Below are 13,122 nucleotides of genomic sequence, written 5' to 3'. Positions count from 1 at the left end.
CTGTGTCACGTCATCGTTCGGAGGCGGAGTGAGCATGGGGATGCCGATAGCCCACCTGGTGCTGCGGATCCGGGGCGAGCTGCCCGCCGGGCGCTGGGCGACCGCCCCCGGCGGGGACGGCCGTCCCGCCGCGCACACCGCCACCACCGACCTCTCCGGGAAGGAGCCCGCAGCCGCTCTGTCCGCCTTCCGGGAGGTGCAGCGGGAGCAGTGGCACGAGGCGCTGTCCCGCCCGGACGGCGACTGGACGCTGCGCATCGCACGGATGCCCGCCCACCCCGCGGAGCCCCGGGAGACGCACCTGGTCTCACTGGCCGCACCCCGGTCGGCGGTCACCGCCCACCTGCCGTACGCGGCGGCCGCCGCCCTGTGTGCCGGACTCCGGGACGGCTCGCCCGCCCCGACGCCGGACGCGGTCCAGGGCGCTCGCACCGGCGCCGACGCCGGTTCCACGCCGCGCCCGAGGTTCGCCGAACGGCGCCGCGTCCACGCCGCGGTACCCGATCGGGTCCCGCAGGAGCGCTTGCGCTCCTGGCTCTCCACCCTGCTGCCGGCGGCCTCGCCGGGAAGCGTCCGCGACGCCTCCGAGGGCCCCGCCGACGCGCCCTGGCACACCGCGCACGCGCCCGACCCCGAGGGCGGGTCCCTGCTGTTGGTGGACCGGGCCTGGGTACTGGACCTGCCCGAGGACGCCGCGGGTCCGGGCCGGACGGTCACCGTCGAGGAGCACAGCGAGGACCCCCGGCACGCCTACCCGCTCGCCGTCGAGGTGCGCATCGGGGACGACGGCGGCCGTACCGTCGTCGTCGACCACGACGTCACCGCCGTTCCCCGGGCCGACGCCGACCGGCTGGCCGCGCGCATCGGCCGGGGCGAGGACCTGCCCGCGCCGGACGCCACCGCGCTGCCCGTCCGCATCGCCCGCCGCATCACCGACGCGCCCGACGCCCCCGCCGTCGTCCGGGGCGGCAGCCGCCTGGACTACCGGACGCTCGGGGAGCGCTCCGCCGCGCTGGCCGGGCTGCTGCGGCAGCACGGCCACGGGCGGGGCAGCGTCATCGGAGTCGCGCTGCCCCGCTCGGTGGAGGCCGTCGTCGCGATCGTCGCGATCCTCCGCATCGGCGCCGCCTACCTGCCGCTGGACCCCGCCTACCCGCGCGGGCGCCTCAGCCACATGGCCCGGGACTCCGGAGTGCGGACGGTGCTCGGCGACCGCTCCACCCTGGCCGCCTACCCGGAGCTCACCACCATCGCGCTGGACGCACCGGACCCCGCCACGGACGGGAGCACGGCCGGAGCCGACGCGCCCTGGACGCGGACCGGACCCGACGACGCCCTGTACGTGCTCTACACCTCCGGATCGACCGGCACCCCCAAGGCCGTGGTGCACACCGTCGGCGCCATCGGCAACCTGGTGGACTGGCACGGCCGCACCGCCACCGCCGAGACGGACGGCCGGGTCCTCCAGTTCGCCAGCCTCAACTTCGACGTCGCCAGCCAGGAGATCCTCACCGCGCTGGCCGCCGGAAAGTGCCTGGTGCTGCCGGAGGACGAGGAGCGCACCGACCCCGAGGCGCTGGTGCGGCTGCTGGCCCGACAGCGCGTCACCGAGTACTTCTGCCCCCAGGTGATGCTCCAGGAGGTGTGCCGCGCCGCACGGGAGACCGGCACCGCGCTGCCCGACCTGCGGCACGTCTACCAGTCCGGTGAGCCGCTGGTGATGAACGACTGGATCGCCCGCTTCCTGGACGCCAACCCACAAGTCACCCTGCACAACCACTACGGCCCCACCGAGACCCACGTCATCACCGGCTTCCCGCTGCCCCGGGGCGGGCGCGGCCAGGCGCGCGGCCCGGTGCGCCTGGGCCCGCTGCTCGACACCTGTTCCGCCCAGGTGCTCGACGAGGAGCTGCGGCCGGTGGCGGTGGGCGCGGTAGGCGAACTCTACGCCTCCGCCCGGCAGCTCTCCCGCGGCTACCTGGGCCGTGCGGCGATGACCGCCGAACGCTTCGTCGCCGACCCCTTCGGGCCCCCCGGTTCCCGTATGTACCGCACCGGGGACCTGGTGCGGCTGCTGCCGGACGGACAACTCTCCTACGTCGCCCGGGCCGACTTCCAGACCAAGATCCGCGGCCACCGGGTGGAGCCGGACGAGGTGACCGCCCGATTGCTGGACGCGCCGGAGGTGGCCAACGCCGCCACTGCGGCCCGCACCACCGCCGGCGGTGCCAAGGTGCTGGTGTCCTACGTGGTTCCGGCCGCCGGCTCCGCCCCGGACCTGGCCGACCGGCTGCGCGACCGACTGGCCGCCGCACTCCCGCCGTACCTGGTGCCGTCCGCCGTGGTGCTGCTGGACGCCCTGCCGCTGACCCCCAGCGGCAAGGTGGACAAGGCCGCGCTGCCCGCACCCGAGACCGTCGGCCGGCCGGCGGCGCTCGCCGAGACGGGCGGGACCGTCGGGGAGATCGCCCGCATCTGGGCCGAGGCCATCGGGACCGGTGAACCCGGCCCGGACGACGACTTCTTCCAGGCGGGCGGCAGTTCGCTGGCCGCGATCGCGGTCGTCGCCGCCGTGCGCGGACGCTTCGGGGTCCGCATCGGCGTCCGGGACATCACGGCCCACCCGCGACTGCGGAACTTCGCCGCCCTGGTGGAGGACCGCGCCCGGGGAATCCGGGAGGACGACGGCGAGATCACCCTCGTCGCACGCCCCGACCTGCGCTTCGAACCCTTCGACCTGCTCGACCAGCAGCAGGCCTACCTCATCGGCCGGGGCAGCGACATCGAGGGCGGTGGCGTCGCCTGCCACCTCTACCTGGAGTACGAGGGACGCGAGGCGACCGGCCCGGGCGACCCCGACGGGCTGAGCATCCGGGACGCGGAACGGGCCCTGCGCCGGGTCATCGAGGCCCACGACATGCTGCGCACCGTCTTCGACGAGAACACCATGACCCAGCGGGTGCTGCCCACCGCCGACGTGCCGCCCTACCGCTGCGAGACGGTGGACGCCGTCGCCGACCCCGCGGCAGCCGCTCAGGTGCGCCACCGGCTCTCCCACGAGACCCGTCCGCCCGGCGTCTTCCCGCTGTTCAGCGTGGTCTTCGTGCGGCTGCCGGGCGGACGGCTGCGGATGTGCGTGAGCATCGACGCGCTGCTGGCCGACGCGCGCGGGGTCCAGGTGCTCTTCGACTCCTGGGCCGCCGCGCTGCGCGGGGAGGCCGCCGCCCACCCCTCGACGCCCTCCTTCCGTGACTACGTCGCCGCCGTCGCCCGGATCCGCCAGACCCCCGAGTACCGGCGGGCCGCCGCCTACTGGACCGAACGGCTCGACTCCCTCCCCGAGGGCCCCCGGCTGCCGCGCCGGAGCGGACCGGACGCCTCCGCCGACGCCCCCGTCTTCGTCAACCGCCGACATGTCGTCGAGGCGCAGAGGTGGTCCCGGGTGTCCCGGGCCGCCTCCGCACGCGGGCTCACCCCCACCGTGGTGGTGCTGGCCGCCTACGCCTGGGCACTGGCGCAGTGGGCCGACGAGCCGCGCTTCGTCCTCAACGTGCCGCAGATGAGCAGGTACCCCGTCCACCCCCGGATGGACGACGTGCTGGGCGAGTTCGCCTCCTTCACCCTGCTGGAGGTCGACACCTCGGGCGTCTCCTCCTTCGAGGAACTCGCCGCCCGGATCCGCGACCGGCTGGTGAGCGGCCTGGACCACCGCCACTTCAGCGGCATGGACGTCACCCGCGAACTGATCCGCCGCCGGGGCGGTGTCACCGGCGCGCTCGCCCCGGTCGTGATGACCAGCGAACTCGGCGTCGGCGACGGCGTGGACCGGATCCTCGACGGCCGGCTCCACGAGACCTTCGCGCTCAGCCAGACCCCGCAGGTCTGGATGGACCTGCTGCTGCGGGAGCGCGAGGGGGCCCTGGTGCTCAACTGGGACGTGGTCGAGGAGCTGTTCCCGGTGCCCGTGGTGGACGGTGTCTTCCGGCTGCTCACCGGGCAGTTGGAAGCCCTGGCCCGCGACGAAGCCGCCTGGTCGGCGCGTCCGCTCCCGGCCCTCACTGCGGAGCATGCCGGGGAACGCGACCGGGGGCCGCACCGCGAGCCCGCCGGCAGCTGGCCGCACACCGCGATCGCCGAGCTGGCCGCCGCCGACCCCGGCGCACCCGCCCTCGTCGACGGCGAGGTCACCGTCACCCGGGGCGGACTCGCCGCCGCCCGTCGGGCGGTGGCCGAGGCCGTCGGGGCGGCACGCGGCGGTCCCGCCTCCCCGTCCGAGCCGGTCGCGGTGCTGCTGGAACGCGGCTGGCGGCAGTACGCGGCCTGCCTCGGCGTGCTGGAGGCCGGCCACCCCTACCTGCCCCTCGCCGACGACCTGCCGCCCGACCGCATCGCCGCCGTCCTGCGCCGGGCCGGCGTCCGGCTGGTCGTCATCGACGCCTCGACCGCCCGGGCCGCCGCGCTCGCCGCCCCGGAAGGCGTGCGGACCGTGGACGTCTCCGCGGTACGGCCGGACGCCGCGCCGCCGTCCGGGCCCCCTCCGGGCGACGGGCGCGGGCCTAAGGACCTGGCCTACGTGCTCTTCACCTCGGGGTCCACCGGCGAGCCCAAGGGAGTGCCGATCACCCTCGGCGGGCTGGCCAACTGCGTGGAGCACACCGTCGACTCCTTCGGGCTGACCGCCGCCGACACCTCGCTGGCCCTCGCCTCGCTCCACCACGACCTGTCACTGTTCGACCTGTTCGTGGTCCTGGGCGCCGGAGGCACGGCCGTACTGGCCGGGCGGGGCTGCGCCACCGACCCGCAGGAGTGGGCCCGGACGGTCGCCCGCCACCGGGTGACGGCGCTGTGCGCGGCACCCGCCGTGGTGGAGATGCTGCTCGACGGGGCCGGAACCGGTGAGGCCCTGGGGTCCCTGCGACTGGTCCTCACCGGCGGCGACTGGGTGCCCCGGCCGGTGCTGCGCCGTCTGCGCCGGGCCGCCCCCGAGGTGCTGCCGGTGAGCATCGGCGGCCCCACCGAAACCACCGGCTGGAACGTCTGGCACCCCGTCCCCGACCCGGACGCCGACGCCGGCGAGTGGGCCACCGTCCCGTACGGCCGCCCCATCTCCCGCACCCGCTACCGGGTCGTCGACGACGATCTGACGGACCGCCCGGAATGGGCGACGGGCGAACTGCTGGTCTCCGGAATCGGGGTGACGCCCGGATACCTGGCCGACCCCCGGGACGCCCGCCGCCGTCACCACACGGACCCCGCCACCGGCGAGACCTACTTCCGCACCGGCGACCTGGGCCGGTGGCGCGAGGGCGTCATCGAGTTCATCGGCCGCCGGGACGACCAGGTCCAGATCCGCGGTCACCGGGTCGAGCCCGGGGAACTCGCCTCCTTCCTCAACGGCTGCCCCGGGGTGCGGCGGTCCGCCGTGCTGACCCTGCCACCGGGCGAGCGGCACGCCGTGCGGGGGCTGGCGGCCTTCGTGGTGGTCGACGGCGACGCCGACCCGCACGAAGCGGCCGAAGCCGTCCGGACCGCGACCCGGCGGGGACTGCCCCCGTACCTGCGCCCGCAGCGGGTCGTCGTCGTGGACACGCTGCCCACCACCCGCAACGGGAAGGTGGACCGCGAGGCGCTGGCCCGCCGGTACGAGGAGGAGCAGGGCCGGGCCGGTTCCGCCGCTCCGCAGGGAGCCCCGGCAGAACCGGAGGACGCCCTGGTGTGGTTGGTCCGTGACGTCTGGTCGCGCCATCTGGACGGCGTGCCGGTCGGCCCCGGGGACAACTTCTTCGCGCTGGGCGGTGACTCCCTGACCGTCTCCCGCGTGGTGGTGGACCTCCGGGAAGTGCTGACCGGTGCGCGGATACGCCCCGGCGGCGTCTTCGCCACCCGCAGTGCCGACGAGTTCGCCGCCCATCTGCGCCGGACGGAGGAGGCTCCCGGCCGGCTGACGGAGATCGCCGAGCTCTACCGGGAGGTCTCCACGATGACCGACGACGACCTGGACGCCTATCTGGAGGAGGAGGGTTCCCATGCCGACGGCTGACCCGGCACCCCCAGCACGCAGCGCTCGCCCGTGCGCCCTGATCACCGGGGCCAGCTCGGGTCTCGGAGCAGCCTTCGCCGACCGGCTGGCACGGAACGGACACGACCTGGTCCTGGTCGCCCGCGACGCCGGCCGGCTGGCGGAGGTCGCCCGGCGGGCCGAGGAGCACCACGGGGCGAACTGCGCCGTGCTCCTCGCCGACCTCACGGCCGCCGCCGACCGGCGGAAGGTCGCCGAGCGCATCGAGGAGGGGGTGGACTTCCTGGTCAACGGCGCGGGCTTCGGCGTCTCCGGAAGCTTCTGGCAGCTGGACCGGGAGGTCCTGGAGGACCAGCTCGCCGTCAATGTGACGGCGCCTCAGGAGTTCACCCACGCCGCCGTGCGGACCATGCTCAAGGGCAGCGGCGGCACCGTGGTCAACCTGTCCTCCATCACCGGCCTGATTCCGGGCAGGGGATCCACCTACGCCGCAGCCAAGGCGTGGACCCGGTACTTCTCCCAGGGGCTGAGCGCGGCCCTGCGGGGGACCGGGACGCAGGTGATGGTGCTGTGCCCGGGCTTCGTGCGCACCGAGTTCCACGCCCGCGCCGGAATCGACGTCCGCCAGGTCTCCGAAGGCTGGTGGATGGATCCGGGCGACGTCGTCGACCGGTGTCTCCGGGACGCGGCCCGCGGTCGGACGTTCTCGCTGCCGGGACTGCGCAACAAGGTCTTCATCGCAGTGGTGTCCCGGCTGCCCAGACCGCTCGCCCAACGCGTCAACCGGATGCTCGGCAACGCCGGCGCCCGGGCCTGACCGCACAACCGAAACAACCGACAACCCGACAACTGACAACCGACAGAAACCCTCTCGCCGCGCTCCGCGGCAACGCATCACTAGGAAAGCGAAGAAACCCCAGAATGAGAACCCGCCGAGCCTTCGCCGCAGCTGCGCTGGCCCTCCCGATCCTGCTGACCGCCTGCGGCAGCGGTGACGCCGACCCCGCGCCCGCCAAGGCGGCCAAGGCCACCGAGAGCCAGAGCGCCCCGGCCCTTCGCGAGGTCTCCCACGACCTCGGCACCGTGAAGGTGCCCACCAAGCCGAAGGCCGTCATCGCCCTCGACGAGGTCGCCGGACTGACCCTGCTCTCCTTCGGCATCAAGCCCGACGCGGTCTACCTGGCCAGCGCGCAACCGCGCGCCCAGGAGATCCTCACCGCCAACGGCGTGGAACTGCGCAAGATCGAGGTCGGCAAGACGCCCGAACTGGAAGCGCTCACGGAGGACGCGCCCGACCTGCTGGTCGGTACCGGCGCGGCCGGGGCCACCGGGCAGAACTACAAGAGCCTCAGCCGACTGGCCCCCACCGTCGTCCTGCCCATCGAGGGCGAGTGGCGCGAGATCGTGCGACGGACCGCCGGCTTCTTCGGAGCGGAGGAGGTCGGCAAGCGCCAGATCGCCGCGGCCGAGACCGTGCTGGGCACCGCCGCCGACGCGGTGAAGGGCGAGCGCACCCTCTCCCTGCTGGGCAACTCCTTCGGGGCCAACAACTTCACCATGCCGCCGCACGTGCCCATCTCCACTCTGATCGCGGAGGCCGGCTTCACCCGCCCCGCCTTCCAGCAGAAGAAGGTGAAGGGCTACTCGGTTCCGCTGTCGGAGGAGTACCTGCCGGAGCAGGACGCCGAGCTCATCGTCATCCCGCGCGGCGACTTCTACACCCCGGACGCGCTGACCAAGAACCCGGCCTTCAAGGCCACCGGAAAGGTCGTCACCCCGGACGCCGACGTGTGGTTCGGCATGTCCGGCTTCGCCTTCTACGCGTCCGCCCACGACCTGCACGCGCTTGCCTCCGGCAAGGGCAAGCTCAGCTCGGCCGACAACATCCAGGACATCTGGGCCGCCTACCTGGAAGCCACCAAGGCCTGACTCCGAGAGCCGCTGCGCCGCAGCGGACACGCGGTGCCCCCCGTGGCCACGGGGGGCACCGCGCCACCAGCCGAGACGACAGGCCGAGGAGACGATCAGCCGGCGATGGCCACCGACACGACGAAGAGGAAGAGCGCAGCGATACCGCTGTGGCTCCCCGTGCTCTTCCTGACCATATTCACCTTCTACACGGACGACCACGTGATCGCGGGCATCCTGCCCGAGGTCGCGGCCGGCCTCTCCGTCTCCGAGGCGACCGCCGGCCAACTGGTGACGGTCTTCTCCCTCACCATCGCGGTCGTCACTCCGGTGGCCGGTCTGCTGCTGGCCTCCACCGCGCGCAGGACCGTGGTGCTCGCGGCCCTCGCCGTGTTCACCCTCGCCAACCTCGCCGCGACGGCCGTCGACCACTACGCCGCGATGGCCGCGCTGCGGGTCGCCGCCGCCCTGGCAGCAGCCGCCGCCACTCCGCTGGTCTTCGCCGTCACCGTCGAACTCGCCCCCGAGGCCCGGCGCGGGCGCTACCTGTCCGCGCTCGCCGTCGGGGTCACCGGCTCCCTCGCCTTCGGCGTCCCGCTCGGAAGCTGGATCGGCACCGCCTGGGGCTGGCAGGCCACCTTCGGGGCGATGGCGGCCCTGGGCGCGGTGTGCCTGGTGCTGGTGGCCGTATCGCTGCCCGCCACCGCGCCCAAGCCGCCCCTGCCCGTCCGCCGGCAACTGCGGGCACTCGCCGCCCGCCCCGTCCTCCTGGCCCTGACCGGCGGCGGCCTGGCCATCATGGGCTCCGTCATGCTGCTCACCTACCTGGTTCCCTTCCTGGAAGGAGTGCTGACCGAGCCGGACGGCGTGCGCGCCCTCGCCTTCGCCGTCCTGGGAGTGGCGGGCACCGTCGGGGTCTTCCTGGGCGGCTACGCCACCGACCGGCTCGGCCCCGACCGCACCATCAGCTGGGGCATGGGCGTCTTCACCGTGCTGATGCTCGCCCTCGGGACGCTCTGGCTGCTGCGCCCCGTACCGCCTGCCGTGGTGCTCGCGCTGATCGCCCTGTGGGGCGTCACCGCCTACCTCAGCGCGCCCGCCGTGCAGACCCGGTTGCACGAGGTGGCGGGGGACCTCACCGCGCAGGCCCTCGCCCTGAACACCAGCTTCGGGTACCTCGGCATCGCCGCCGGCGGCGCCCTGGGCGGCGTGATCGTCGCCCACGCCGACGCCGGTTGGCTGCCCGCCGCCACCGCCCTCACCTCGGCGCTGGCCCTGGTCCTGATCACCACGGCCTTCCGCGGGCCGCACGACACCGGCGCCCACCCGGGCCCGGTCCAACGAGACGGAGCCGCCCGGTGAGCGTGCCGCCCCCCGACCCGACGCCCGCACCCGCCACCCTGGGTGCCCTGCTGCGCCCCGTCCGGGGCCGGCTCGTCCTCACCGCGCTGTGCTCGGCGGTGGCCGCCGTGGCCTCGGTGGTGCCCCTGGTCTGCCTGGTGGAACTCGCCCGAATCCTGCTGCCCGGCCTCACCGGGGACCCCGTCGACGAGGGCGGGGCATGGACCGCCGTCGCCGTCGCCGCCGCCGCGCTGGCCCTGCGGCTGGTGCTGCTGCTGTGCGCCTCCACCCTCTCCCACCTGGCCGACGTGCGACTGGGGTCCCTGCTCCGCCGCAGGGTCGTCGGCCATCTGGGCCGCCTTCCGCTGGGCTGGTTCACCCAGCGCAACTCCGGCCTGGTGAAGAAGGCCGTCCAGGACGACGTCGGCGCCCTGCACCACCTGGTCGCGCACTCGGTCACCGAGCTGACCACGGCGCTGGTGGTGCCGGCCGTGCTCGTCGGCTACCTGCTGTTGTCCGACCCGCTGATGACCCTCATCACCCTGGTCCCGGTGGCGGCCGGCATGCTCGGCCTCAAGATCGCCACCCGGGGCACCACGGAGAAGCTCGTCGAGTACGCGGGTTCGCAGGCCCGCCTCGGATCCGTCGCCGTGCAGTTCACCGACGGCATCACCGAGGTCAAGACGTTCGGCACGCTCGGTCGGGCCCACGACGCCTACCGGGAGGCCGCCGAGGACTTCGACGACCGCCACCGGGACTGGATGCGCTCCAGTTCCGCCGGGGCGACCTTCATGGAACTGTCCCTCTCGCCGATGACCCTGCTGCTCACCACGGTGCTCGCCGGGGGAGCCCTGGTGCACTCCGGGTACCTCGGCGGCCCGTTGGAGCTGCTGCCCTTCGTCGTCCTGGGGCTGGCGATACCCGCGCCGGTGCTCGCCGTCGGCTTCAACTACCACGCCCTGCTCGCGGCCCGGGGCGCAGCCGCCCGGGTCCGCGAGGTCCTCGCCGAGCCCGTGCTCCCCGCACCGGCCGAGCCCGCGACCGCACCGGACGCCGGCGCCGCCCTGCGCCTGGAGTCCGTGGACTTCGACTACGGCGACCACGCCGCCCTGCGCGGCATCGACCTGACGCTCCGCCCCGGAACCGTGACCGCCCTCGTCGGCGCCTCCGGGTCGGGCAAGTCGACGCTCGCCAAGCTGGCCGCCCGCTTCCACGACCCGTCCGCGGGACGGATCACCCTGGGCGGCACCGACCTGCGCGCACTCTCCTTCGAGGACCTCTACGCCCACATCGGCTTCGTCTTCCAGGACACCACGCCGCTCGGCGTCTCCGTCCGGGACAACATCCGGCTGGCCCGCCCCGACGCCGACGACACCGAGGTCCGGCGCGCGGCCTCCGCGGCACGGCTCACCGAGGTGATCGAACGCCTCCCCCGGGGCCTGGACTCCGTCATCGGCGACGACGCCGTCCTCTCCGGCGGCGAGTGCCAGCGCATCGCCATCGCCCGTGCCGTCCTCGCCGACCGGCCGCTGCTCGTCCTCGACGAGGCCACCTCGGCGGTGGACCCCGACAGCGAGGCGGCCATCCAGCAGGCGCTCAGTGCGCTCAGCGCGGGCCGGACGCTCCTGGTGATCGCCCACCGGCTGCACACGGTGCGCGGGGCCGACACCATCGCGGTGCTCGACGGCGGCCGCATCGTCGAACAGGGCACCCACGAGGAGCTGCTGGCGAACGGCACCCGCTACTCGGCCCTGTGGGCCGCCCACCAGGGCGGCCCAGAGCCCCAGCGGCCCGACGACACCACCGAAAGCGAGCTGTCGAACCGATGATCCGCTCCCTGTTCGCCCTGCTCGACCCGGCGGGCCGCCGCCAGCTGCGGGCCCTGCTGATCCGCGTCAGCGCGGCCGCCGTCCTCCAGGGGCTTGCCGGCTGCACCCTCATCCCGCTGCTCGGTGCACTGTTCACCGACGACTGGGACGCGGTGTGGACCTGGGCCGCGGTCCTGGCCGGCCTGGTGCTGGTCCACCACACGGTGATGCTGCGCAACCACCGCCATGCCGGTGAGCTCTCCAGCGCCCTGCTGCGGCTGCTCCACGCCCGGCTGGGCGAAGCGCTGACCCGCATCCCGCTGGGATGGTTCGCCGAAGGACGCGCGGCGACCGTCAACCGGCTGGTCACCAAGACCGCCGTCGACGTGGCCACCGCCCCCGCCCACCTGGTGGCCCCGGTGGTGGCGGCGGTGGCCACCCCGGCGACGATCGTCGTCGTCACCCTGGCCGTGCAATGGCAGATGGGGCTCGCCCTCCTGCTCGGCGCCCCGCTGCCGCTGCTCGCCTACCGCCTCTACCTCCGGGTCATCGAGCGCGTCGAAGACACCTGGGAGGCCGGCACCAACCGCGCCTCCGAGCGGGTCCTGGAGTACGCACGGCAGCAGCCGGTGCTACGGGCCTACGGTGGCGGCGGTGCTCCCCTGGAGCGGGCCCTCACCGACCAGGACGCGGGTGCCCGGAGCATGGTCCTGGGCAACTCCGCTGCCACCGCGCCGCTCTTCCTGGCCCTGCAGACGGTACTCACCGCGGTGCTGGCCCTCACCGTCGTGCTCGCCCTCGGCGGCGGAGACATCGCGGTGCTGATCGCCGTGATGGTGCTGGCCGTGCGTTTCGTGGAGCCGCTGACGGCCGTGGCCGAGGTCGCCGGCGGCCTGCGCATCGCCGCCGTGGGGCTGCGGCGCTTCCGCGAGGTACTGGACACCCCGCCGCTGCCGGAGCCCCGGCGGCCCGCTGCCTGCGGGCCGCCGTCCGTGGAGTTCCGTGAGGTGAGCTTCGGCTACACCCAAGACCGTCAGGTCCTGCACGAGCTGTCCTTCCGCGCCGAGCCCGGCACGCTGACCGCGCTGGTCGGGCCCTCGGGGGCCGGGAAGTCCACCGTGCTCTCCCTGATCGCCCGCTTCCACGACCCGGACGGCGGCGCCGTGCTCGTCGGCGGCCGGGACGTACGCGAGTTGGGCACGGAGCAGTTGCTGAGCCGGATCGCCCTGGTCTCCCAGCACCCGTACCTCTTCGAGGAGTCCATCGCCGAGAACATCCGGCGTGCCCGGCCCGGCGCGGGCCCCGAGGAGCTGGACCGGGTGGTCCGGCTGGCCCGCGTCGACGAGATCGCCGCCCGGTTGCCGGACGGCCTCGGCACCCGCGTCGGAGAGGGCGGGGCCACCCTCTCCGGAGGCGAGCGGCAGCGGGTCTCGATCGCCCGTGCCCTGCTCAAGGACGCCCCGATCGTGCTGCTGGACGAGGTCACCTCCTCGCTCGACGCCGTGAACGAGCGGCTGGTCCAGCAGGCCGTCGCCCGGCTCGCCGCCGACCGCACGGTGCTGGTGGTCGCCCACCGGCTGGAGACCGTCGAGGGCGCCGACCGGATTCTGGTGCTGGACGGGGGCCGCGTCGCCGAGTCCGGTTCCCCCGAGGAACTACTGCGGCTCGGCGGCGTCTACAGCCGCTTCGTCGACCACCGCCGTCGAGCCGCCGCCTGGCGTCTCACCGGCGCCGGATGAGCCTGCCCCCGTCCAGCCGGCCCCTCCCCACTCCCACCCCAACCGAGAACGGAGTCACCCCATGAGCACCAACCCCTTCGACGACGACAACGGCCGCTTCCACGCGGTGGTCAACGACGAGGACCAGTACGCCCTGTGGCCCGCCTTCCGCGAGATCCCCCCGGGCTGGCGGTCCGTCCACGGCGAGGCCACCCGCCAGGAGGTCCTGGAGTTCATCGAGAACGCCTGGACCGACATGCGCCCCCGCAGCCTGCGGGAGGCGATGGCCGCCGACCACACGGGCTGACACGCCGGGAGGGGGCGGAAC

Annotated in this window: 7 protein-coding genes; all 7 read left to right on the top strand. The window is 74.3% G+C overall.

All coding sequences use genetic code 11. The annotated features are described in order from the left end of the window. Positions 1–34: 34 nt before the first annotated feature. The 7 genes from ABT092_RS10855 (at position 35) to ABT092_RS10825 (ending at position 13,101) form a co-directional block, all read left to right on the top strand. Entirely contained in the window at positions 35–6,040 is a 6,006-nt protein-coding gene (locus tag ABT092_RS10855) for a non-ribosomal peptide synthetase (protein ID WP_351242155.1), read from the top strand. Continuing rightward, positions 6,027–6,836, top strand: coding sequence for an SDR family NAD(P)-dependent oxidoreductase (locus ABT092_RS10850; RefSeq protein ID WP_351242153.1), 810 nt, complete (start codon positions 6,027–6,029; stop codon positions 6,834–6,836). Before ABT092_RS10855 ends, ABT092_RS10850 begins: the two co-directional genes overlap by 14 nt. A gap of 104 nt (positions 6,837–6,940) precedes the next feature. Then, a complete protein-coding gene (locus ABT092_RS10845; RefSeq protein WP_351242151.1) occupies positions 6,941–7,948 on the top strand; it encodes a TroA family protein in 1,008 nt (335 codons plus the stop codon). Between the two features lie 105 nt (positions 7,949–8,053). Beyond that, positions 8,054–9,289, top strand: a complete 1,236-nt coding sequence (locus ABT092_RS10840; RefSeq protein ID WP_351242149.1) for an MFS transporter — start codon at positions 8,054–8,056, stop codon at positions 9,287–9,289. Further along, on the top strand, positions 9,286–11,097 hold the full coding sequence (locus ABT092_RS10835; RefSeq protein WP_351242147.1) for an ABC transporter ATP-binding protein: 1,812 nt from the start codon (positions 9,286–9,288) through the stop codon (positions 11,095–11,097). Before ABT092_RS10840 ends, ABT092_RS10835 begins: the two co-directional genes overlap by 4 nt. Further along, positions 11,094–12,815: an ABC transporter ATP-binding protein gene (locus ABT092_RS10830; protein ID WP_351242145.1), complete on the top strand. Its 1,722-nt coding sequence runs from the start codon at positions 11,094–11,096 to the stop codon at positions 12,813–12,815. The genes ABT092_RS10835 and ABT092_RS10830 overlap by 4 nt, the downstream gene beginning before the upstream one ends. 61 nt (positions 12,816–12,876) lie before the next feature. Continuing rightward, positions 12,877–13,101 (top strand): MbtH family protein, encoded by a 225-nt coding sequence (locus tag ABT092_RS10825; RefSeq protein WP_351242143.1) that lies wholly within the window; start codon positions 12,877–12,879, stop codon positions 13,099–13,101. The last annotated feature ends 21 nt before the right edge of the window (positions 13,102–13,122 follow it).

This window comes from Streptomyces sp. NPDC002490 (genome assembly GCF_040296045.1).
Classification (GTDB): Bacteria; Actinomycetota; Actinomycetes; order Streptomycetales; family Streptomycetaceae; genus Streptomyces.
The sequence above is the reverse complement of the archived record's forward strand: the minus strand, read 5'-3'. Positions and strand labels throughout refer to the sequence as shown.